General features: G+C 43.1%; 21 protein-coding genes. 12 read left to right on the top strand and 9 right to left on the bottom strand.

Going from position 1 to position 23,814, the window contains the following annotated elements:
* Positions 1-71: 71 nt before the first annotated feature.
* From arnB to lplA, 9 genes are all read left to right on the top strand, one after another.
* Positions 72-1,229: a UDP-4-amino-4-deoxy-L-arabinose aminotransferase gene (gene arnB / locus PSI22_RS06275; protein ID WP_273579020.1), complete on the top strand. Its 1,158-nt coding sequence runs from the start codon at positions 72-74 to the stop codon at positions 1,227-1,229.
* The gene (arnC, locus tag PSI22_RS06270; protein WP_273579059.1) at positions 1,216-2,196 is read left to right on the top strand and encodes an undecaprenyl-phosphate 4-deoxy-4-formamido-L-arabinose transferase; all 981 of its coding nucleotides are present in this window, start codon (positions 1,216-1,218) and stop codon (positions 2,194-2,196) included. The genes arnB and arnC overlap by 14 nt, the downstream gene beginning before the upstream one ends.
* A complete protein-coding gene (gene arnA / locus PSI22_RS06265; protein ID WP_273579019.1) occupies positions 2,196-4,181 on the top strand; it encodes a bifunctional UDP-4-amino-4-deoxy-L-arabinose formyltransferase/UDP-glucuronic acid oxidase ArnA in 1,986 nt (661 codons plus the stop codon). The genes arnC and arnA overlap by 1 nt, the downstream gene beginning before the upstream one ends.
* A 20-nt stretch (positions 4,182-4,201) precedes the next feature.
* A complete protein-coding gene (gene arnD / locus PSI22_RS06260; protein WP_273579018.1) occupies positions 4,202-5,095 on the top strand; it encodes a 4-deoxy-4-formamido-L-arabinose-phosphoundecaprenol deformylase in 894 nt (297 codons plus the stop codon).
* Between the two features lie 7 nt (positions 5,096-5,102).
* Complete coding sequence (gene arnT / locus PSI22_RS06255) at positions 5,103-6,764, top strand: lipid IV(A) 4-amino-4-deoxy-L-arabinosyltransferase (protein ID WP_273579017.1); 1,662 nt, start codon at positions 5,103-5,105, stop codon at positions 6,762-6,764.
* The gene (gene arnE, locus PSI22_RS06250; protein WP_273579016.1) at positions 6,761-7,111 is read left to right on the top strand and encodes a 4-amino-4-deoxy-L-arabinose-phosphoundecaprenol flippase subunit ArnE; all 351 of its coding nucleotides are present in this window, start codon (positions 6,761-6,763) and stop codon (positions 7,109-7,111) included. The genes arnT and arnE overlap by 4 nt, the downstream gene beginning before the upstream one ends.
* Positions 7,108-7,503: a 4-amino-4-deoxy-L-arabinose-phosphoundecaprenol flippase subunit ArnF gene (gene arnF / locus PSI22_RS06245; protein WP_273579015.1), complete on the top strand. Its 396-nt coding sequence runs from the start codon at positions 7,108-7,110 to the stop codon at positions 7,501-7,503. The genes arnE and arnF overlap by 4 nt, the downstream gene beginning before the upstream one ends.
* 110 nt (positions 7,504-7,613) lie before the next feature.
* Positions 7,614-8,099 (top strand): C40 family peptidase, encoded by a 486-nt coding sequence (locus PSI22_RS06240; RefSeq protein WP_273579014.1) that lies wholly within the window; start codon positions 7,614-7,616, stop codon positions 8,097-8,099.
* A gap of 61 nt (positions 8,100-8,160) precedes the next feature.
* Positions 8,161-9,177 carry a lipoate--protein ligase gene (gene lplA / locus PSI22_RS06235; protein WP_273579013.1) on the top strand — a complete coding sequence of 339 codons (1,017 nt, stop codon included), beginning with the start codon at positions 8,161-8,163 and terminating at the stop codon, positions 9,175-9,177.
* Positions 9,178-9,324: 147 nt separating this feature from the next.
* On the opposite strand, the gene PSI22_RS06230 is transcribed toward lplA, so the two are convergent.
* A complete protein-coding gene (locus PSI22_RS06230) occupies positions 9,325-9,687 on the bottom strand; it encodes a helix-turn-helix domain-containing protein (RefSeq protein WP_012988949.1) in 363 nt (120 codons plus the stop codon).
* A 248-nt stretch (positions 9,688-9,935) separates the two neighbouring features.
* Here PSI22_RS06230 and PSI22_RS06225 point away from each other — a divergent pair, with 248 nt between their 5' ends.
* Positions 9,936-10,103, top strand: a complete 168-nt coding sequence (locus tag PSI22_RS06225) for a hypothetical protein (RefSeq protein WP_273579012.1) — start codon at positions 9,936-9,938, stop codon at positions 10,101-10,103.
* A gap of 456 nt (positions 10,104-10,559) precedes the next feature.
* The gene (locus PSI22_RS06220; protein ID WP_273579011.1) at positions 10,560-11,057 is read left to right on the top strand and encodes a hypothetical protein; all 498 of its coding nucleotides are present in this window, start codon (positions 10,560-10,562) and stop codon (positions 11,055-11,057) included.
* A 186-nt stretch (positions 11,058-11,243) separates the two neighbouring features.
* Here PSI22_RS06220 and PSI22_RS06215 read toward each other — a convergent pair whose 3' ends face one another.
* The 7 genes from PSI22_RS06215 to ppsR all read right to left on the bottom strand — a co-directional run bounded on the left by PSI22_RS06215 (position 11,244) and on the right by ppsR (position 19,610).
* Positions 11,244-12,038, bottom strand: a complete 795-nt coding sequence (locus PSI22_RS06215) for a heme ABC transporter ATP-binding protein (protein WP_273579010.1) — start codon at positions 12,036-12,038, stop codon at positions 11,244-11,246.
* On the bottom strand, positions 12,038-13,039 hold the full coding sequence (locus PSI22_RS06210) for a FecCD family ABC transporter permease (RefSeq protein WP_273579009.1): 1,002 nt from the start codon (positions 13,037-13,039) through the stop codon (positions 12,038-12,040). Before PSI22_RS06210 ends, PSI22_RS06215 begins: the two co-directional genes overlap by 1 nt.
* Positions 13,036-13,854, bottom strand: a complete 819-nt coding sequence (locus PSI22_RS06205; RefSeq protein WP_273579008.1) for a heme/hemin ABC transporter substrate-binding protein — start codon at positions 13,852-13,854, stop codon at positions 13,036-13,038. The genes PSI22_RS06210 and PSI22_RS06205 overlap by 4 nt, the downstream gene beginning before the upstream one ends.
* On the bottom strand, positions 13,851-14,924 hold the full coding sequence (locus PSI22_RS06200; protein ID WP_273579007.1) for a hemin-degrading factor: 1,074 nt from the start codon (positions 14,922-14,924) through the stop codon (positions 13,851-13,853). Before PSI22_RS06200 ends, PSI22_RS06205 begins: the two co-directional genes overlap by 4 nt.
* Before the next feature lie 75 nt (positions 14,925-14,999).
* Complete coding sequence (locus PSI22_RS06195) at positions 15,000-17,060, bottom strand: TonB-dependent hemoglobin/transferrin/lactoferrin family receptor (RefSeq protein ID WP_273579006.1); 2,061 nt, start codon at positions 17,058-17,060, stop codon at positions 15,000-15,002.
* 474 nt (positions 17,061-17,534) lie between these two features.
* Complete coding sequence (locus tag PSI22_RS06190; protein WP_273579005.1) at positions 17,535-18,581, bottom strand: 3-deoxy-7-phosphoheptulonate synthase; 1,047 nt, start codon at positions 18,579-18,581, stop codon at positions 17,535-17,537.
* 165 nt (positions 18,582-18,746) lie between these two features.
* Positions 18,747-19,610 carry a posphoenolpyruvate synthetase regulatory kinase/phosphorylase PpsR gene (gene ppsR / locus PSI22_RS06185; RefSeq protein ID WP_273579004.1) on the bottom strand — a complete coding sequence of 288 codons (864 nt, stop codon included), beginning with the start codon at positions 19,608-19,610 and terminating at the stop codon, positions 18,747-18,749.
* A gap of 248 nt (positions 19,611-19,858) precedes the next feature.
* Between ppsR and ppsA the strand changes: the two genes are divergently transcribed.
* Positions 19,859-22,237: a phosphoenolpyruvate synthase gene (gene ppsA, locus PSI22_RS06180; protein WP_273579003.1), complete on the top strand. Its 2,379-nt coding sequence runs from the start codon at positions 19,859-19,861 to the stop codon at positions 22,235-22,237.
* 466 nt (positions 22,238-22,703) lie between these two features.
* On the opposite strand, the gene ydiK is transcribed toward ppsA, so the two are convergent.
* Positions 22,704-23,813: an AI-2E family transporter YdiK gene (gene ydiK / locus PSI22_RS06175; RefSeq protein ID WP_038206204.1), complete on the bottom strand. Its 1,110-nt coding sequence runs from the start codon at positions 23,811-23,813 to the stop codon at positions 22,704-22,706.
* Position 23,814: the final 1 nt, after the last annotated feature.

Here is a 23,814-nt window from a genome sequence, read left to right as displayed (position 1 = left end):
ATGTTTCGTTGAACAAACATCATTTAAAATTTTTGGGAATTATAAAACGAATCAGGCTACACAAAGCGATTATGGATAATTTTCTGCCATTCTCTCGTCCAGCAATTGGACATGAAGAGATAGAAGCAATAGAACAGGTTTTACGTTCAGGTTGGATTACGACAGGGCCACAAAACCACCAGTTAGAGCAAGATTTTTCTCGTATATTTGGTTGCAGACACGCGATTGCATTATGTTCTGCTACGGCGGGGATGCATTTGGTTCTGCTGGCATTAGGCATTGGTCCAGGTGATGAAGTTATCACCCCTTCCCAGACTTGGGTTTCCACCATCAACATGATTTGTCTTCTGGGCGCAGAGCCTGTTATGGTCGATGTTGACCGTGATACGCTGATGGTAAGTGCGGAAACAGTCAGAAAAGCGATTACACCAAACACTAAAGCTATTATTCCTGTCCATTATGCAGGAGCACCTTGTGATCTTGATGCCCTGCGTACTGTTGCTAACGAAGCTAATATCCCTCTGATTGAAGATGCTGCTCATGCTGTAGGAACCCGTTATAAAAATGAATGGGTGGGCGAGCGAGGAACGGCAATCTTTTCTTTTCATGCCATTAAAAACATGACATGTGCTGAAGGTGGCATGTTCGTTACGGATAATGACGAGCTTGCACACCGGGTTCGCTGCCTAAAATTTCATGGATTGGCTGTTGATGCATTTGATCGGCAGATTCAGGGCAGGAAACCTCAGGCAGAAGTCATTGAGCCCGGTTTTAAATATAACTTATCAGACATCCATGCGGCGATGGCAGTTGTACAGTTAGGCAAACTGAAATCCATGAATGCCCGTCGCGGGGAGTTAGTCGCTCGGTATACTGCCGCATTGAACCATTCACCGTTACAAATGTTGAGTGTTCCTGAATATGAACACGGGCATACCCATCATCTATTTATGGTGCGTGTTGACCAAGATGTCTGTGGTATTGATCGCGATACTTTCATGGCACGTTTAAAAGAAAGAGATATTGGTACAGGCTTGCATTTCAGGGCTGCACATACACAAAAATATTATCGGGAACGTTATCCGATGCTGTCTTTGCCTGCATCGGAGTGGAACTCGGCAACACTTTGCTCGTTGCCGCTTTTTCCAGACATGAATAATGACGATGTAGATCGTGTTGTGAATGCAATCACTGAAATTCTTTCGGAGCATAGAAATAGTGACATTTGAAAAAATTAAGAAAGCCTCGGTTGTTATTCCGGTTTATAACGAAGAAGAAAGTCTACCCCAATTATTGGAAAGGACGATCGCTGCGTGCCAACAACTTGAGCAGAAATATGAATTAATTCTGGTGGATGATGGTAGCCGTGACAGCTCTGCCGATATTTTAACGCAGGCAGCTGAAATTCCCGAAAATCATGTCATTGCTATTTTGCTTAACCGTAATTATGGGCAACATTCTGCAATCATGGCGGGGTTCCATCAGGCGGATGGTGATCTTGTCATCACACTTGATGCAGACTTGCAAAATCCGCCAGAAGAAATCCCCCGTCTGGTGAAAACGGCAGAAGAAGGGTATGACGTTGTGGGAACTCGCCGTGCCAATCGTCAGGATTCTTGGTTCCGTAAAACTGCGTCCAAAATAATCAACGCGATGATAACTAAGGCTACAGGCCGTTCGATGGGTGATTACGGTTGCATGCTGCGCGCTTATCGCCGTCATATCGTACATGCGATGCTGCAATGCCATGAACGCAGTACATTTATTCCCATTCTCGCTAACACATTTGCCCGTAGAACGACTGAAATTGATGTAACTCATGCAGAACGTGAATTTGGGGATTCTAAGTACAATTTCATGAAGCTGATCAATCTGATGTATGACCTGTTGACTTGCCTGACAACTGCGCCGCTGCGGTTATTGAGTGTTGTGGGAAGCATTATTGCTGTGACAGGTTTTCTGCTGGCGGTATTACTGATCGCTTTGCGCCTCATTTTCGGATCAATATGGGCTGCTGAAGGTGTATTTACTCTATTTGCCATCCTTTTCATGTTCATTGGTGCACAATTCGTTGCGATGGGATTGCTCGGCGAATACGTTGGCCGAATATATAACGATGTTCGTGCCCGCCCGCGTTATTTTATTCAAAAAGTAGTCGGAGTTAGAAAGATCAACGACAATCAGGAAAAAAGCTAATGAAAGCAGTAATTTTTGCCTATCATGATATTGGTTGTGTCGGACTTAATGCGCTGATTAAAGCTGGCTTTGACATTCAGGCCGTATTTACACACACTGATGACCCGAATGAAAACCATTTTTTCTCTTCTGTTGCACGCCTTGGTGCCGATTTGGGATTGCCTGTATTTGCGCCAGAAAATGTCAATCATCCGCTTTGGATTGAGCGCATCCGCGAGATGAAGCCGGATGTTATCTTTTCTTTTTATTATCGCAATATGCTCAGTCAGGATCTTTTATCTTTAGCAGAAAAAGGTGCATTTAACCTGCACGGTTCATTATTGCCGAAATACCGTGGTTGCGCTCCCGTTAACTGGGCGGTGTTAAATGGTGAGACCGAGACAGGCGTGACACTGCATAAAATGGTGATAAAGCCGGATGCAGGAGATATCGTTGCGCAGCAGGCTGTACTGATTGGTGAAACCGATACCTCACTGGACGTGCATGGCAAAATCCGCGAGGCCGCCGTTGAATTACTGGATAGTATCTTACCTCAAATAAAATCAAGTCATTATTTGTCCATCCCACAGGACGAAAATCAGGCCACTTATTTTGGTCGTCGTACGGCTGAAGATGGCGAAATTGATTGGCATAAATCTGCTAAAGAGATTAATAACCTGGTTAGGGCGGTAACTGAGCCCTATCCTGGGGCATTTACGTTCCTTGGCGAGCGTAAAATTACGGTTTGGCGTTCGCGTCCACTCACTCAGGTTCATGACAAACTTCCAGGAACGGTGCTTTCTACTGCTCCATTTGTCATTGCCTGTGGAGAAGGTGCACTGGAAATTACCAGTGGCCAGGGCGAATCCGGTCTTTATGTTCAAGGAAGCCGACTGGTGCTAGAAATGGGCATTGTGACAGGTGTTCGAGTCGGATCGAAAGCAACCGCACAAATCAGTCGTCGTAAGCGTGTGCTGATTCTGGGAGTTAATGGATTTATCGGCAATCACTTGACGGAACGTTTGTTAAACGATGGCAAGTATGACATCTATGGAATGGATATTGGGTCTTCTGCCATTGAGCGGTTTATTGGCAATCCACGTTTTCATTTTATTGAAGGGGATGTCAGTATCCATACAGAATGGATTGAATATCACATCAAAAAATGTGATGTCATTCTTCCATTAGTAGCGATTGCAACACCGATTGAATATACCCGTAATCCACTCCGTGTCTTTGAACTGGATTTTGAAGAGAACCTGAAAATTGTTCGCTATTGTGTGAAATACAATAAACGAATTATTTTCCCGTCAACATCTGAAGTCTATGGCATGTGTGACGACAAGGAATTTGATGAAGATACTTCACGCCTGATTGTCGGGCCAATCAATAAACAACGCTGGATCTATTCAGTATCCAAACAGCTACTTGACCGGGTTATTTGGGCATACGGTGTAAAAGAAGGTTTGAAATTCACTTTATTCCGTCCATTTAACTGGATGGGGCCAAGATTGGATAACCTGAATTCGGCGCGTATTGGTAGCTCAAGGGCGATCACTCAGTTGATTTTGAATCTGGTAGAAGGCTCACCTATCAAACTGGTTGATGGAGGAGAGCAGAAACGTTGTTTCACTGATATCAATGACGGAATTGAAGCTCTGTTCAGAATCATCGAAAACCGTGATGGGCTGTGTGATGGGCAAATTATTAATATTGGTAACCCAACCAACGAGGCCAGCATTCGCCAACTGGCTGAAATGTTGTTGGAGAGCTTTGAAGAACATGAATTGCGCGGAAATTTCCCTCCGTTTGCTGGATTCAAAAAGATCGAAAGCAGTAGCTACTATGGTCAGGGCTATCAAGATGTTGAACATCGCAAACCCAGCATCAAGAATGCGGAGCGTCTGCTGGGATGGAAACCAACCATTGATATGAAACAAACCATTGATGAAACACTAGATTTCTTCCTGCGTGGGGAAATTGAAGAATTAACAAGGGAAGATTAGAAACGGTTGGAAATAATGTGATGAAGAAAGTTGGTTTGAGAATTGATGTGGATACTTATCGAGGCACAAAGGAAGGTGTACCGCAATTGCTTGAAATTTTGCAGCGACACCACATTCAGGCCAGCTTTTTCTTTAGTGTAGGGCCCGATAACATGGGGCGCCATTTGTGGCGCCTACTGCGACCAAAATTTCTTTGGAAAATGTTGAGATCAAATGCCGCTTCCCTTTATGGTTTGGATATCTTGCTGGCGGGTACGGCGTGGCCAGGGAAGAAGATCGCAAAAGATTTAGGGTATTTGATGAAACAGGCAATGGAGGCTGGTCATGAAGTTGGTCTGCATGCATGGGATCATCAAGGCTGGCAAGCCAAAGTAGAGCGCTGGTCAGAGGCTGAATTAGCAGAGCAGGTGCAGCTAGGTATTGATGCATTGAAAAAAGCAACAGGGCAAGCGATTACGTGCTCGGCAGTTGCAGGATGGCGGGCGGATGAACGTGTACTGACGGTTAAACAGCGATTTGGTTTTGATTACAATAGTGATTGTCGTGGAACACACCCATTCAGGCCACTATTACCCGATGGAACCATTGGCACTGTGCAAATCCCTGTCACATTACCGACCTATGATGAAGTTGTTGGAACACAGGTCAGCGATGCAGATTTCAATCGCTTTATCCTTGACGAAATTAAAAATGATCTTGGTGTTTCTGTTTATACTATTCATACAGAAGTTGAGGGCATGTCGAAGTCTTCACAGTTTGAAACCTTACTGAATATGCTCCATCAGCAAGATATTCAGTTTTGTAAATTAAGTCATTTGCTGCCTGAAAATAGAGAAACGCTTCCTGTTGGGAAAATTGTCCGTTCAGATTTTCCTGGTCGTGAAGGCTGGTTAGGTTGTCAACAAAAGGTATAACGCAAACATGTTGAATAGTTGGGCAAGTAGAGCGGGAGCCTTTTTGATGGCTCTTTTTTTTGTTCTTACCTATTTATTACCCCTGAATGGTCGCCTTTTGTGGCAGCCGGATGAAACTCGATATGCTGAAATCAGCCGGGAAATGTTACAACGTGGAGATTGGATCGTTCCTTATTTCTTTGATATTCGCTATTTTGAAAAACCGGTAGCAGGTTATTGGTTCAATAATATTAGCCAATGGATTTTTGGAGACAACAACTTCGCCGTTCGCTTTGGCTCAGTGTTCAGTACCTTACTCAGCGCATTTCTTCTTTATCGATTAGCGATGATGATGTGGCAAAATCGTCAGATTGCCTTTGTCTCCAGTCTGATTTACATCTCCATGTTTATTGTTTTTTCCATTGGCTCTTATAGCGTCCTTGATCCCATGTTCTCTTTATGGGTCACTGCGGGGATTGTAAGCTGCTATTGGGCACTTAAAGCTGATAATAACCGCGAGCGAATGTTGGCATGGTCTGCCTTAGGGCTGGCTTGTGGCATGGGGTTTATGACTAAAGGCTTTTTAGCATTAGCCTTGCCCGTCATTTCCATGATACCTATCACGATATACCAGAAACGTTTTTGGGAAATGGTTCGCTTTGGGCCACTTGCTGTTATTTTCGCTATTTTGATCAGTTTGCCGTGGGTGATTGCGATTGCCCTGCGGGAACCTGATTACTGGCATTATTTTTTCTGGGTAGAGCATATACAACGTTTTGCATCAGATCAGGCACAGCATATCGCACCGATGTGGTATTACCTGCCAATACTGGTGTTAGGTGTGCTTCCTTGGCTTGGATTATTGCCTGGTTCCTTGATGAAAAGCTGGGAAGAGAAAAAAAGCCATCCAGAAATGTTTTTCTTGCTTTGTTGGTTCATCATTCCATTTGTCTTCTTTAGTATTGCAAAAGGAAAATTGCCGACTTACGTTTTGCCATTTATCGGGCCTTTGGCACTAATGATGGCAAAATACAGTATTGATTGTGTCAGTAATGGCAACATGAAAGCGCTGAAAATGAATGGGCTGGTGAATGTTCTCTTTGGCATTATCGCGATATTGGTGTTACTCGTTATGCAGACACTCTTAAATCGCCCTTTTTATCAACCCAGCGAATGGCCAAAATGGGTATTGGGAACGGTGGCTTTTGGCGCCTGGGGAATTATTGGTTACCTGTGTTTCATTCATAATGGCAAACGTTGGATGTGGGCAGCCGCCTGTTCATTGGTACTCAGTTTGACATTTGGTAGCGCATTGCCCAACAGGACGATCGATTCTAAACTGCCTCAGAGTTTCATTAGGCAAAATGTGCAAGAGTTGGCTGACAGTAAATATATTTTATCTGAGGCAGTGGGTTTGGGAGCCGCGGTAGCATGGGAGTTAAAACGCAGTGACATTTACATGTTTGATCGCACAGGCGAGTTAGAGTACGGTCTTGCCTATCCTGACAGCCAATACCGATATGTCGCGCAAGAAAAATTCCCTGCGTGGCTGGAGAAAGCGCGTAAAGAAGGTCAAGTAGCGATTGTTTTCCTATTGTCTTCAAAAGGAGGTCTTCCTGAGTTGCCTAAACCTGATCTTGTGCGCCGTAGTGACCGTTTTGTTCTTGTGATTTATAAAAAGCAATCATGACCAGCAATTTAGCATTATTGATCTTAGTTAGCCTGCTGACCTGTGCCGGACAGCTATGCCAGAAACAAGCCGTCACTTGTTGGCAGAAAACAGATACCCCTCATAAGGGGGTATCTGTGGCGATCTGGCTGACGGGTGCTATTCTTTTGTTGGGGATAGGGATGATATTCTGGCTGCGACTGCTGCAATATTTGCCATTGAGTATTGCATATCCCATGCTTAGTATTAATTTTGTCGTAGTAACTCTGGTCGGGCAATTCCTGTATCAGGAAAACGTGGGGCTAAAACACTGGATAGGCGTTTTTGCGATTATGTTCGGAATTTTATTGATGAGTCTAAATCAATGAGAGGTTATCTTTGGGGGTTAGCGAGTGTGCTGCTGGTCACGGTGGCGCAATTATTGTTGAAATGGGGAGTTGTTCGGTTACCTGAGCTTTCGTTATCAACATACTGGTTGGATATAGATTGGTTTTGGGCACATCACAATCCTTTGTTGATGGTCATGGCAGGATTGGCAGGTTATGCATTATCCATGTTATGTTGGCTTTTTGCTCTGCAATATCTGCCATTGAATAAAGCTTATCCGATGATCAGTTTGAGCTACGTTTTTGTTTATTTAATGGCAGCTTTATTGCCTTGGTTTAATGAAACCCTATCATGGTTGAAAACGGCTGGAGTTCTTTTTATTTTATTGGGGGTCTGGATGATTAGCCGACCAGATGCCAAACGATCTCATTAATTGCCCGCCTACAGTATAATTGGTGGTACTGTATGAGGGATAAACTTGTTTTTTCATGCCCCGCCAGATAAAGTTCGTTCGTTTTTACGTTATTTCTGAGGGGCAAACTAATGAGAGTAACATTAGGGCATTTGTGCTTATTATTGAGTTTTTTCTTAATTGGTTGTACCAATCCTGTCTCTAAATCCAATTTACCTCCATTGCGGACAACACTTTCTGATCCAATTATGGTAATTGCTCAGCTAAAAGAGCAGCTTAATCAATGGCACGGTACGCCTTATCGATATGGTGGAATAGATCAGCGTGGTGTTGATTGCTCTGGCTTTGTTTACCGTACATTTCACGATCGTTTTAATATTCACCTTCCGCGCACAACAAGCGAACAAACCAAATTAGGCACTCGGATTAATAAAGATGATTTGATGCCGGGCGATCTGGTATTTTTCAAGACGGGCAGTGGCGAGAATGGTTTGCATGTAGGTATTTATGATATCAACGATGAGTTCATTCATGCATCGACCAGTAAAGGCGTTATACGCTCTTCCCTTGATAATGTGTATTGGCGACGTGTTTTTTGGCAAGCCCGTAGGATGTAACCCCGCAAATCCGGTAGTGCTTTATGATATCTTAAAGCTCTGTTTTTTGTCGGAGACAAATATGTCTACATTACGCCTGTTGTTGTCTGATTCCCATGATCCTTGGTTTAATCTTGCTGTTGAAGAGTGTATTTTCCGACAGATGTCACCAGACCAGCGCGTCTTGTTTTTATGGCGTAACGCTAATACGGTAGTGGTAGGACGAGCTCAAAATCCGTGGAAAGAGTGCAATACACGGAGAATGGAGCAGGATGAAGTAAAACTGGCTCGGCGCAGTAGTGGTGGTGGTGCTGTTTTTCATGATCTGGGTAATACTTGTTTTACCTTTATGGCAGGTAAACCAGAATATAATAAAACTGTTTCCACTCAAATCATTCTGGAAGGATTAAAAAAAGCGGGCATTCATGCGATGGTTTCTGGTCGTAATGACTTAGTTTTATCATCCCCTGAAGGTGAGCGTAAAATTTCAGGCTCGGCGTATCGCGAAACCAAAGACAGAGGTTTTCATCATGGTACGTTGTTGATTAATACAGATCTGAACCGCCTTGCCGATTATCTTAATCCTGATCCTAAAAAATTACAGGCGAAAGGTATAACTTCTGTTCGTTCCAGAGTGACGAATTTGTCGGAATTATTACCTGATATCACACATGAAAAAGTGTGTGGTGGAATTACCGAAGCGTTTTTTGAATATTTCGGTGAAGTAGTCAAATCAGAACTCATTTCTCCGCAGGCTTTACCTGATTTACCGGGATTTACTGACGTTTTTGCCAAGCAGAGTAGTTGGGAGTGGAATTTTGGTCAGGCACCGGCGTTCAGTCATACATTGGATACTCGTTTCCATTGGGGAGGCATTGAACTACATGTCGATATTGAACACGGCACTATTGGTCGCTGCCAGATTTTTACTGATAGCTTGGAGCCTGCGCCATTTGAGTTATTGGCTGAAAAGCTCGTTGGTGTACTGTATCAACCACAGGCAGTTGGGCAAGTGCTTCAACAAATCAGAGAACAATATCCCTTGCTGGATGAAGAATTACAGCAGTTGTATCATTGGTTGGTTAACGAATTGAAATGAGTAAATGGCCCGACATGGCATGGAGGCAAAAAAATGGTCAACGACAGGGAAGTTGACCATAAAAGGGTGACACTTACTATAAATAGGGTTTAGAAATTTGGCTTTGAAACACTATTTGGGCTATTTTTTTATTACACTGCATCTTTATTATTCGCAATGTAAGAAAGTCTTAAACTCGGGTAACTGCCCACTTGCCCTGAATTTAGCGGGTGTCGTATTAAAATGTTTCTTAAATATTCGGGTAAATGTAGCCTGAGAACTAAAACCATATTGCAAAGCAATATCAAGAATCGGCAAGCTATCTTCATGCAAAGACTTTGCTGCTTCATGGAGACGACGTCTACGCACATATTGACCCAGTGTACAGCCTTTCAGTTCCTTAAAAATTCGCTGTAAATGCCATTTTGAATAGCCACTTTTATGTGCAATGGCATCTATTTTGATACCTTCAGTACGTTGAAGCTGGCTTTCTAGCCATCTGACAATATCGTTGATGACACTTTCTAACATATTTACCTCCCACATAGGTGGGCCTTTTGCTGAAAAGATACCGATAAATAAATAATAACTTACGTTATTGTGTGGGACATTTTAAGAGTTTCTTTTGAATCGTATACGCAAAATGTGCGATTTCAATTTAATCAGCATTATGTGTTATTCATTTTTTCTTTTATTAATTAATGGTGCGCATCAGATGTTCATTTGTTTTCAAGCACAGTGATATTATAGCCGCGTTATTAATTATAAATGAGGCTGTAATGCAATCGAGTTTGCTTAAGCGAGCGATGGTCGATTTGTCAATCGCCAGTTCCAAGTTTTTAACTGTCAGGCTGGATCATTTTCTGTTGTTTCTGGTGAGAGTGTACTTGGTCGTCGTTAGGCGGCTGAATATCTATATTGTGATACGGGATGGATTGAGGACTTAGGCCGGGCAATCTGAAAGTTTTCCTTGAAGGAGATATAAGCGCTAATATTAATATAACAGCTAGTTTTTATTGGTCTAATGTTGCAAATGATTTTTATTGATAATAAAATAATAAAATAATAAAAGGTGATATTTTTAAATGTTTTATAGATAAAAACTAACTTTAATACATTGATTTTATAAATTTCTTCTCAGAGTCGGAATTGTAATCCATCTATTTTACTTCTTTCCTACCCTGCGCAAGAGAGCAATGGAAATACATTAAAACCGCTTACTCACCTGTTTATCTTTGATGTATAGCAGTAAAAATAATTCTTTATAATCTAAGGCTGATAGAATCACGATAGCTCGTATGCTATTAGTAACTATTATCTCAGTACTCCATTAACGGTGAAGCAATAACGAATCAAAAATATTGACGAAATATTTTTAGTAATTTCATCATAAGGAGCACGACATGAAGATTATCAATATATTATTTTGTGCGGCTTTATATTGTTTGTTGATATCCCCAGTCCGGGCAGATGAGAAAATGGTTAATGCAGAAAAACAACAGATTCTTTCTGCTGACTATAATATGGAATTTAAAAATTACTCTTCTTCTGTAAATGATCTCGTGATAGCCAAACGAAGCACCGACTGTATGTATGATAGTGGTGTAGATCAGATAAGGATTGAGCCTGGCAACCAGCAAAGTACCCACTTACAAGACAACGATAATTTATTTAGCGCTTGCACACTTAGGCCTAAATGGGTTGAGTGGGCGGTTTCTAGTGGCTCGATGAATTGTGCTTTGAGATTTGAGCGTGGGTTTGATGGAGGATGGTATACGGTGATTAAAGGGTGTCCGGATATAGTCAAGAGCGCTACTTGTGGAGATGCAGACTGCAATCAGAATAACGTTTACGGAAGCTCATCGTATATGGATATAAGTGTGGAATTGCTTATTCAGTAAATTTAGATGTTTTCTGTGTTACTCCATGCACGAAAAGGGGATAACCTTCCCCTTTAACTTATTGATAACCTCAAAATCCACTAATGGTGGAAGCTGGATATGGCTGCATACGTAGACCCTCGTTGTTTAGGCAAATTTTGTGAATACCAACAAAATTTGCCTCTTCCGTAGGGTTGCTGAGACTTGTTATTGTCGGAGATAAACTTGCGGCTGGTAGGTTTCAGGGTGCTGAGTAACCCCTAAATCAGCCCGATACCACTGTTTAAGAATATCATCACGCAGTACATCCAGCGGGGAGCCAGACGCCACCAGTTTTCCTTTGTGTAACAGGATAATTTTGTCTGCGTAGAGCGCCGCCAGATTTAAATCATGTAGTACACAGCAAACAGCAAGAGGACGTTGGCGTGTCAGGCGATGTACCAGCCGTAATGTGTGTTGTTGGTGGTAAAGATCCAATGCTGATGTGGGCTCATCCAGAAATAGACAAGATTCTGTTGGCTCTGGATGCCAAAGCTGTGCCAGTACTCTTGCCAGTTGAACCCGCTGTTGTTCCCCTCCGGATAACTGCTGATAATTTCGATGTCTCAGCTCTTCACATTCTGTCAGCATAATCGCTTCATCAATGGCAGTTTTTCTGTGGGTGTTTTCATGTGGCACACGCCCCATGGCAATGATTTCTTCCACACTGAAGGGAAAAGAAAGAGAACTGTATTGCCGCATAACGGCACGAATACGTGCAAGTTGCTGGGTTGGCCAGCGGGAGATTGGGGCGCCTTTTAACAAGCACTCGCCTGAATTGGACGGAATATAGCCTGTTAATAAGCGTAACAGTGTAGATTTCCCGGCCCCGTTGGGGCCAATAATTGCAACAATTTCCCCTTTCTGAATGGAAAGTGAAATATCGTTGATAATCTGACGATGCCCAATGAAATAGTTTAGATTTCTGGCTTCAAGTAAATTTTCCGACATTACCGACTCCATTATAAACGGCCTCCTGATGGTTTAAGAATCAACCATAAAAAATAGGGAGCACCGATTAAACCAGTGATAAGTCCTACTGGTATTTCTGCAGGGGAAACTAATGTTCTAGCCAGTGTATCAGCACTTAACAGCAGACATGCTCCGCCCAGCACTGAAATTGGCAGAAGCCAGGTATGATCACCGCCAAACCGTAGTCTGACAAGGTGTGGAATCACTAGACCGATAAAACCAATGACACCGCTCAAAGCGACAGCACATCCAATCAGTAGGGCACTCAGTAATAATAATTGATACTTAGTGCGCTGGACATTAATACCTAGATAGTGAGCTTCTTCATCGCCTAATTGAAGCAGATTGAGTTTTCGTGATTGACTGAATGCCAGTATACAAACAGGAATAATGAGAGATGCGGCGATAATCAGTGTTGGCCATTCAATTTGGCTCAATGAACCCATCATCCAAATCGAAAATTGGCGTAATTGCTGATCGTTACTGACATAGCTCAACACACCGATAAACGACATACAAAGGGCATTGATGGCAATACCGGCAAGTAATAATTTTGATAGATTACCGTGGTTATATTTATTTAACGAAAATATCAGGAATGAAACTAGCAAACTGCCGACAAAAGCCGCAATAATATGACCATATAACGCGATACTGGCAGGTAGCGTAAAAGGCAGAACAATCACCATTGCTACGGTAAGTGCAGCACCACTACTGATCCCTAATAAGCCAGGATCTGCAAGGGGGTTGCGGAACAACCCCTGCATCACGGCACCGGACACAGCCAGCGCACCGCCAACCAAAATAGCCAGCAGAATGCGCGGTAAGCGGATATTTAACCAAATCTGCCACTGTGGGTCATCCAATGAGGATTCCCACAGGGTTTTAAAAGAAAGTGGCAATGCCCCCATATTGGCTGAGCTGATTGCTAACAAGAATAGCAACAAGCCGAGAGCCATCAAGCCGAAACTGGGGGAGTGGGAACGACTCATTGCACTTTCTCCGCCGCCTCGCGGACTTGTTTCATGACGGTTGGAGTTTGGATGCCAAATCCAAGCAGACCCATTTCATCCACAATAATAACCTGCTTTTTCTTGCCCGCCGGAGTGAAATTTAATCCCGGAAGCTGCCAGAGTTTATCCATACCACCCAGCGTTTTCAGCCCCTCTGTACTGACTAGCAGCAAATCAGGCTGGCTGGCAATGACACCTTCTTGAGATAGGGGACGATATCCTTTAAATCCCTGCATGGCATTCTGTGCACCGATACTACGGATAATCTGGTCTGCGGCTGTCTGTTGACCGGCTGCCATTGGCATGATCCCGCCGTGGCTCATGACAAAGATCACCTTAGTGGGAATATTTGACGTGTTGATTTCGGCCAACTGTTGTCGATATTGGGAGGTCAGCGTTTCACCGCGTTTTTCCTGATTGACCGCCTTCGCGACGGTCAAGATTTTTTCAGGAACGGCTTCTAACGAGGCTTCGCTGGTCACTTTAATAACTTTTACACCGGAATCTTCGACTTGCTTAAGTGCTAGAGACGGTTGCGCCGATTCACTTGCAATCACCAGTGATGGGCGCATGGATAGGATCCCTTCTGAATTCAGCATTCGCATATATCCCACATCGGGTAGTGAGAGTAATGCTTTAGGGTTTTGGCTGGTACTATCCCTTGCGACAACATGCTGTCCTTCGCCAAGTGCAAAAACAATTTCAGACACATCACCACCAATTGTGACAATGCGCTCAGCAGAGAATGCATTGCCAGAGATGGCAAGCATAAATGTTAGAAGCCACTTTTTCATACTATACAAGTTTCCTTTTCTGATTCCAGTTTAGGCAGTGCGGCAATCTGCTTACGCCAATGTGCCTGTTCAGGCGTACCTTCGGTACGCTGGCCGTACAATTGAGCTATTTGGTTGCCTTCGGCATCAAATAGCTCAAGACTGGTGACAAAACCATCCGTTGTTGGCTTACGTGTTACCCAGCTTTCTACAATAGCACTTTCAATCAGGTGCAAAGTGAAATCACGATTGAAAATGTTGACCCATTTCTGAGGGGAATTTTCTTCCTGATAAGGCATCAGACGTTCCAGTTTGCCCGTGAAAATCTGAATACAGCCACGATTTCCGACAAAGATCATGATTTCATTTTGATCGTTATGCGCGGTTTCAACGATTTGAGTCAGTGATGAATTTTCAACACGGTAGGCCAGATCATTACCGACTGCATTGAAAATTTGCTGACGGTTCAGGTTATGACGGCTCATCATCATAAAGAATTGGTGAACGTTAGTCATAGCACGCCATTCTTCATCCAACTGAGCTTTCAGTTGTTCTGTGACTTCTTTGTGCTCAGACGCTTTTTCAGGTTGAATTTCCAGAGCTGGATTTTCATCGGTCTGATATTTTTCGATCAAGGCTTCCCATGCAGCCATATCGGTATCTTTGGTCGTGTACACTTTATGCAGCGCATCACCTTGGCGGTCAAAGAATTGAATACTGTGACGCATGCCATTTTTGGCTGGTTCAACCAGAGAGAAAACGCTGGCCCAATGGTCGAAGAATAGTCGCAGATCAAGTTCTCGTGGGTTGAGAATCAAACCAACATGTGGGCTGAACTGTGTATTTTCGTAACGGCCTACCTGTTCGTGAACGGCAAAATCATTACGGGTAATGGCTTTAGTTTCGCCGACGGTTACCAGTTCTTGAAGCAGGACAGGAGCATCAACGTTCAAACGTTTTGCGTCGATACCGACACGACTATGCAATAATTCTCCTTCGCTGACATTGAGATAAGCCGCGAGATCACGTGCATATTTAGCTTTGTTATCCGCTTTGGCCTGTAGGTAACGTTCATAAAGTGACTGATTCACAATTGCTGGCTCCTTAAAAACTGCGTTTAAAAATAGTGTGTTAAAAACGGATTAAAAAAACCGGGTTGTTGTTATCTACCACTGGTAGCTGATGAACAGTTTACCGTTGCGACCATCTTGTGGGGCGCCCAATGGAGAGTAATATTCTTTGTCGAACGCGTTCCCAAGTACGACAGAAGTTGTTAGCCCTTTTAATTTTCCATCGCCGTGATAACTGACGTAGAAATCATTGACTCCGTAGCCTGCGTATTGAGAGAGCTTCTGCCCGCGCTCATTTTTGTCACCATTAACCCCTCTGAACTGAGTATGTTGAGTAAATTTACCGATCCAACCAAGGGAAAAACCGGTGTTAGATAGAGGGATATCTAGCATGCTGGTCAGAGTATCAGGACTGAGGTCGGCGATAGATTCTCCTGTTTCTTCGTTTTTTCCCGTTGTTCGGTTGTAAGCAAGATTCCATGAGAACCAATTTGATTCATAACTCATTGAAGCATCCCAACCCCAAATTTTGGTTTTAGGGATATTGATTGACGTTGTAGATCTCATATCCGGCATTGTCACGATGGAAGTGATGTAATCCTTCGCTTGAGTGTCAAAATAACTGGCTTTGAATTTCAACTCATCGTTGCTGGAGAATAAATCATCGAAACGCAGTCCAAAGCCAGATTCCAGAGTTTCATTGCTTTCTGGACGCAGGTTAGGATTAGGTTTCCAGTAATTAGTAAATCCCGGCTTTCCTCTCATGGGTGGCATGTGGAAGTGCTTAGAATCGTTATACATTTCACCCATGGTTGGAGCACGAAATGCCTGAGAATAGGAAGTAAATAACATTGACCAAGGAGTTGGCGTAATGCTGACAGCGCCTTTTGATGACCATTTATTGGCACTGATATCGTCATATTTAGCATTTGAAGCGTTGTAATTGTCGTAACGTGTACCGACGATGAGTGAAACAGGCAAATCACGCAGGGTTATTTCATCTTGAACCCAGCCGGATGCAAAACGGATATTGGCATCAGGGAAACTTTCTGTATTGCCGTTTGGCTTCTGTTTCTGTTTGTAAGCTTCGCCACCGTACGTGAATTGATGAACTGAAAAAGTGTTTACACCCAAATGTGAACGGTTCTCTAATTTAACGCCGTAAGTTTCTTGTTTGCGACCTTCAAAACCTTTCTCTTTGGTTTTTGCATTAATAGTGACGTCGGAATAATAGATATCCGCTTTGGTATTCAGCCAGTTGTATTCTGCCGGATTGAGTCGATAAGTCAGTTGTGCATCACGTTGTGTCGTGGTGCGATCCGCTCTCGGGTTATCGTTTTTAGCATTATCTGTAATAGCTTGCGGGTTTTTAGGCTCATGGGACTGATTGCGGTAATAGCGGAGTTCGCTACTGAGTGATTGGCTATCATTGATATTCCATTTCCCTTTTGCCAGCATATTCCCAATGGTTTCGTCGTTGTGACCGATTAGGCCGTTACCATAGCGAATATTGCCAACATCACGGCTACTGAATGCAAATAACCCATCAAGTTGCTCTGTCTTACCAAATGCAGCACCACCAAATCCCAGACTATGATCACCTGTTGCTGCACGACTGAAAACACGAAAGCCAGTATTTTTTCCCTCTTGCAATAAATCGGCTGCATCAACTGTCTGGTAGGCAATAACGCCTCCCAGTGCACCGCTGCCATAAAGTAGGGCGGATGGACCACGAACGACTTCGACTTGTTTAATCAGGCTTGGATCGAGAAATAAACCATTGAGATGTCCGGTATCGGTTCCCTGACGAATGCCATCGACAAGTGTTAAAACGCCTTTTTTGGAATAACCACGCATACTGATGTCTTGCCCATTGGTGCGCCCAGAACCAGAAACGTTAATACCAGGAAGGTTACGCAGTAAGTCATGGGCATTACCTGCAACTCTATTGTTGGCCGAGTTTCCTTTAATGACTGTTACCATCATAGGTGCTTCAAAACTATCGCGTTCATTGCCAGTCGCGTAAACAGTCAAAGTATCTTTGGATGATGTATTTTCTTCAGCAGGAATTGTTGTTGCGTGAGCAGAAGATAACCCAGTCAAAATGACCACACTTAATGATGATAATTTTAGGTTTGGTAATTTAATTGGGTTCATACAGGTTAATCTCCATAATTTAATGGTGTTTTGTGCACAAAAATAACCCATCACCACGATATTGATCAGGCGAGTTTGCTGGGATTTTATTTGTTCGAATAAAGCTACGAGTTTTGGTCTGGCGTAATGGCATAAGCCATTTTGCCGATTAATTTTTATGGTACGTGATTATCCCAATAATTTCTGACTGTCGGCACACCAGTACAATCGTTTTTTACGGGATCACTGAATAGCTCAAGAAGAATCTGCTGTTGCAGGAGATTTGCGTGGTAGCACTGGCAGTAAGCTAATTTTTCCATAGTCAAATCTGAACAATAACTATTCTAATATTGAGAATAATTATCGTTTCAATTCTGACTAACTTCAAGTTATTTTTTCGAAGCTTGTAATTGTGATTTAATTTATTGATTTATATTGATATTTTTTAATTTTATCTGGCTCTTGTAAGAAACAGGAGTCAGATAAAAGAGGTATTCAGATACGATTTTTGACCGCTTCGGCCAGAATATTGATAAATTGTTCGGTATCTTGCCAGCCAAGACAGGGATCAGTAATGGACTGCCCGTAGGTTAAAGGTTCTCCATATACTACTTTTTGAGTACCTTCTACCAAGAAACTTTCAGCCATGACACCCGCAATAGATGTCGAACCTGATTGAATTTGTTGGCCGATATCTTTCGCGATATCTAGCTGGCGGCGATGGATTTTTTGACAGTTACCGTGGCTGCAATCCACAATCAGGCGTTCAGTTAATTGATATTCATGTAATTTCTGGCAGGCGGCAGCAATATCTTCTGCTTTGTAGTTAGGCTTTTTACCGCCCCGCATAATGATATGCCCATGGGGATTCCCGCCGGTTTGGTAAATAGTCATCTGCCCATCTTTGTCGGGAGACAAGAACATATGTTTGGCACGTGCTGCGCGTATCGCATCGATGGCGATATGCGTATTTCCGTCTGTCCCATTTTTAAATCCGACAGGGCATGACAGGGCAGATGCCATTTCCCGATGAATTTGGCTTTCTGTCGTTCTGGCTCCGATGGCTCCCCAGCTAATTAAATCGGCAATATATTGCCCTGTGACCATATCCAGAAATTCAGTGGCCGTCGGCATACCCAGTTCATTAATATCATTTAATAGTTTACGGGCGAGAGAAATTCCTTTATTAACCTGACAGGAGTCATCTAACAAAGGATCTGAAATTAACCCTTTCCAGCCAATAACAGTACGAGGTTTTTCGAAATAGGTTCTCATCACTATTTCCAGACTGTGCTGGTATTTTTCACGCAATACTTGCAGGCGGACGGCATAATCAAGAGCCGCATCAACATCGTGTATTGAACAAGGGCCAATAATGACCAGTAAACGCGGGTCATTGCCTGTAAGAATGGATTCAATTCGTTTGCGTGACAATGTCACATTTTGCAGGGTTTTTTCTGATATAGGATATTGTTCAGCAAGTGCTTTGGGTGTAATCAAACGACCAATGGGGCGGGTTCTTAATTCATCTGTTTTGTGCATATATTTTCTCGAATTCTTTTTCACATTAAGGCAGTATCTGTAATGATTGAAATCACAATAACTCAACACCCAGTAAATTCAACAAACAATAATGACATTTGCACGAGAAAGTATCGTGCAAAGATATTGTGAAAAAAGTACCGTAGAAAATGTGGGGTTTCGAGATCAGAACATGCGGCGTTTCAATCCCATACCGTCAATAATTTTGGTTGAAATCTCTTCGACAGAATAATTGGTGGTATTTAAATAGTTAATTTTATTCTTACGAAACAGTGCCTCAACTTCAGCAAGTTCTAATCGGCATTGTCGCAATGAGGCATAACGACTATTTTCACGTCGTTCTTCTCGAATAGCAGCAAGTCTTTCTGGGCTGATGGTCAGGCCGAATAATTTATGCTGAAAGGGCTTTAAGGCGGCAGGTAATTGTAGATTGTCCATATCGTCTGCGGTGAAAGGATAGTTTGCTGCCTGAATACCGAATTGCATGGCAAGATAGAGGCTGGTAGGGGTTTTACCGCAGCGGGATACGCCCAGAATAATCACTTGAGCTTGTTCAAGATTGCGCAATGAAACACCATCATCGTGAGCGAGAGCATAATCAATGGCTGCGATACGGGCATCATATTGCCCCAGATTCTTTTTGGATAAACCGTGGGTACGGTGTAATTCGGGCTTGGGTTCCAGCCCGATTTCCTGTTGCAGTGGAGCCACCAGTGTCTGGACAATATCCTGACAGAAACCGTCACTGCTTGTGATGATACTTTTTACTTCATCCGAAATAATGGAATAAAAAACCAGTGGCTTAAGCTGTGTTTCTAGATATATCGCGTTTATCTGAGTTTTGATTTCTTCTGCTCTTATTTTACTGTTTACAAAAGGCAGAGTATAAGAGGTGACTGTAATCGGAAATTGGGACAAGACGGCATGGCCCAGTACTTCAGCTGTAATTGCCGTACCATCGGAAATAAAAAACACACAGCGTTCCAGAGTTTCATTTTCCTGTGTTTGGGAGGTATGGTTTTCTGTCATTGTATCTTTCTTTTATTGTTGGGTTGACGGTGTATTATCGGATTTGTGGAGTTGTTGGCTGAATCGTTTTTATCACAAACTAGAACTATGGTTAACATTCCCGATTATACCTGCAAAAAAATAATATTGCTGGGTTGATCGATTCACCTTTCCATATATGACAAAACAATGTGCTAGGCTATTTTACGCTGTAAAGAACAGCCTTAATTTTCCGATTTGTACTTCCGAATGTAAAAAGGATAGTTTCAATGTCCAATAATGGCCTCACCCCATGCAATGTGCTCTGGTATAACCAATTAGGCATGAATGATGTTAATCGAGTCGGTGGTAAAAACGCCTCTCTTGGCGAGATGATCACCAATCTGGCTGAACTTGGTGTGTCTGTTCCCAATGGTTTTGCTACGACCGCACAGGCATTTAATGATTTTCTGGAACAAAGCGGCGTCAACCAGCGTATTTATCAGTTGCTGGATGAAACCAATGTTGATGATGTTAATCAATTAGCCAAGGCTGGCGCACAGATTCGTCGGTGGGTGATTGATACGCCATTTACGGCACAGCTGGAAAACGATATCCAAGATGCCTACCTGCAATTGTCTGAAGGTGAACCCGATGCCTCTTTTGCTGTGCGCTCTTCCGCCACCGCAGAAGACATGCCAGATGCTTCTTTTGCAGGACAACAGGAAACTTTCTTGAATGTGCAGGGCATTGATGCCGTGATGGTTGCCATCAAGCATGTGTTTGCGTCACTTTTTAACGACCGGGCTATTTCCTATCGTGTCCATCAGGGGTATGACCATCGCGGTGTCGCGCTCTCTGCGGGAGTACAACGTATGGTACGCTCGGATCTGGCATCGTCTGGTGTGATGTTTACGATTGATACTGAATCTGGTTTTGATCAAGTTGTATTCATTACATCCGCCTATGGCCTCGGTGAGATGGTCGTGCAGGGGGCGGTGAATCCTGATGAGTTTTATGTCCATAAACCCACGCTGCAAAATAATCGTCCTGCGATAGTGCGCCGTAATTTGGGATCAAAGAGAATACGCATGGTTTATGCGGACAGTAAAGAGCATGGAAAGCAGGTACGTACAGAAGATCTGCCAGATGTGCTGCGCAATCGTTTCTCTTTGACGGATGATGAAGTAGAGGCGCTGGCCAGACAAGCACTGTTGATTGAAAAACATTATGGCCGCCCGATGGACATTGAATGGGCGAAGGATGGGAATAATGGCAAGTTATATATTGTACAAGCTCGTCCTGAAACCGTTCGTTCAAATCAACAGGTGATGGAACGCTATCAACTCAATGTTCAGGGTTCTGTATTGGTGGAAGGCCGTGCTATCGGACATCGTATCGGTGCTGGTACGGTTAAGGTTATTCATAACCTCAGTGAGATGGATCGCATCCAGGCTGGTGATGTGCTGGTCACTGATATGACCGATCCAGATTGGGAACCGATAATGAAAAAAGCGGCCGCGATTGTCACCAATCGTGGAGGACGCACTTGCCACGCCGCCATTATCGCCCGTGAACTGGGTATTCCTGCTGTAGTAGGTTGTGGTGACGCCACTGAACGTCTGAAAGAAGGGCAAGAAGTAACGATTTCTTGTGCTGAAGGGGATACCGGTTTCGTTTATCAAAATAAATTGGACTTTAGCGTCCAAAGCTCCCAAGTCGATGAATTGCCAAAACTGGATGTTAAGATCATGATGAACGTGGGTAATCCTGATCGTGCATTTGATTTTGCCCGCTTGCCAAATGAAGGTGTTGGTCTGGCTCGTTTGGAATTCATCATTAACCGAATGATTGGTGTTCATCCCCGAGCTTTGCTCGAATTTTCCCAACAGTCGCCTGAATTGCAGGAACAGATCAATGCGTTGATGGTCGGTTATGACGATCCTGTTGAATTTTATATTGGACGTCTGACGGAGGGCGTTGCGACACTGGCAGCCGCATTTTGGCCGAAGCGTGTGATTGTTCGTCTGTCTGATTTCAAATCCAATGAATATGCAAATTTAGTGGGTGGGGATCGGTACGAACCGCATGAAGAAAACCCTATGTTGGGTTTCCGGGGGGCTGGTCGCTATGTTTCTGACAGTTTCCGCGAGTGTTTTGCACTGGAGTGTGAAGCTATCAAGCGGGTGCGGAATGTTATGGGGTTAACCAATGTTGAAGTGATGATCCCGTTTGTACGCACGGTAACGCAAGCAGAAGCTGTCGTGGCGGAATTAGCTGTGCAGGGCTTGAAACGTGGTGAAAATGGGCTGAAAGTCATCATGATGTGTGAGATTCCATCGAATGCATTATTGGCAGAACAGTTTCTCGAACATTTTGACGGTTTTTCAATTGGCTCAAATGACATGACTCAGTTAGCGTTGGGGCTGGATCGCGATTCTGGTGTGGTGTCTGAGTTATTTGATGAGCGCAATGATGCCGTAAAACAATTACTTTCCATGGCAATTCAAGCGGCTAAGCGTCAAGGTAAATATGTCGGTATCTGTGGACAAGGTCCTTCGGATCACGAGGATTTCGCTGAGTGGTTAATGAAAGAAGGCATTGACAGTTTATCGCTGAATCCAGATACCGTGGTAAAAACCTGGATTTCGTTGGCTGAAAACAATTAATAGAAGATAATTCAGGCCTGAATTAAAAAGCCTGTTGGAATATTTGCAGGCTTTTTTGTTTTGTGTAACACAATCTTTTTTGACATGGATGAATAATTGAGGGGTAACAGTAAAAATTCCAAAAAAAAAGCCTATCATGGGCTGACAGGCAAAGACTACACACAGCAATATTTATTACGTCACTCGCTCCAGCTTTTGGCGTGTATAGGCTGGAGCAGCAATTCGTAGGAAACGTTTGTTTCGATGAAAAGAATACTAATTTAATAAATGAGTTTATTCATTAAGAATCCTCTTAATAAATAGGAGTTGGAAAAGAAAAACGAGGGATATAACTTTTTTGCAACAAATTACATGGTTTTTTTTATTAACCTTTGGGTATGAATTTATATTTATGATAAAACTGGAAGTTTATATTCATCAATATGATAATTGCGCGAAAAAATAATATTTTCGCGCAGTTGTTTAATTATTCTATATGATCTTTTTTGAAGTATTTTTCAGTGTCTTCTGTCTTATTTTCAGGTTTAGGAACTTCATTCATCCATGCTAGCAGTAAGCGATAAGAGACTGCCAATACAACAGGACCAATAAATAGTCCAATCAAACCCAATGAAAGTATGCCACCGATTACACCTGTGAGTATTAAAACCATGGGCAAATCTGCCCCAAGTCGAATAAGGAAAGGACGAAGCACGCCATCCATTGTGGTCAAGACCAGGCTCCAGATAACTAAAATGGTTCCCCACGTTGTTTCACCTGTCCAATAAAGCCACGCGATAGACGGAACGAGCACCAATAGAGGCCCCAGTTGGGCAACACAGCATATAAACATCAATACAGTCAGTATCATTGCATAGGGAATGCCTGCAATTGCTAATCCAATTCCACCGGCGATTGCCTGTACCAGTGCCGTGACAACCACACCAAGAGCAACCGCACGAATAGATTGGGCAGCCAGTAGTACGACTGCATCACCACGTTGGTCTGCCAGCCGGATGGCAAAATGACGGATACTTAACATGACCTGTTCACCTTTCCAATAAAGCAGAACACTGAACAGCACCATGAGTGCGAGATGGAACAGGAAACGGCCAGCGTTGGCTGCTTGGGTAAAAAACCATGTTGCTGTTTTACCAATATAAGGCGGGATTTTAGTGAGAAGAATGTTGCTGCCATCAGCAATCATATCCTGCCATTTAATATACAAATCTTCGCCTATGACTGGAATCCGGCTGAGCCACTCTAATTGAGGCAACTGAAACGTCGAGGGGGATTTTGCCCATTCAATCAATGGAGTGCTGTTTTCCAGCAAACTACTGACCAATAATGCAATCGGGATAACAAATAATAAAACTAGCAGCAATGTCATAATAGAAACGGCAATCCAGCGTTTTCCCCATAGGTGTTGTTGTAATTTTTCTAATAATGGCCAAGTTGCAATAACGACCATTCCGGACCAAATGAACCCCAGGACAAATGGACTTAAGACCCAAAAGCAGGTCGCAATGAGCAGTAGAATAAAGAACAGTACAAATAGCAGTTTGGGTAAATCCTGGCGTGGTTGCGATTTTTCCATG

It is taken from the genome of Xenorhabdus aichiensis (assembly GCF_028598775.1).
GTDB lineage: Bacteria > Pseudomonadota > Gammaproteobacteria > Enterobacterales > Enterobacteriaceae > Xenorhabdus > Xenorhabdus bovienii.
Note: the sequence above shows the minus strand (reverse complement) of the source record. Positions and strands in the feature narration are given on the sequence as shown.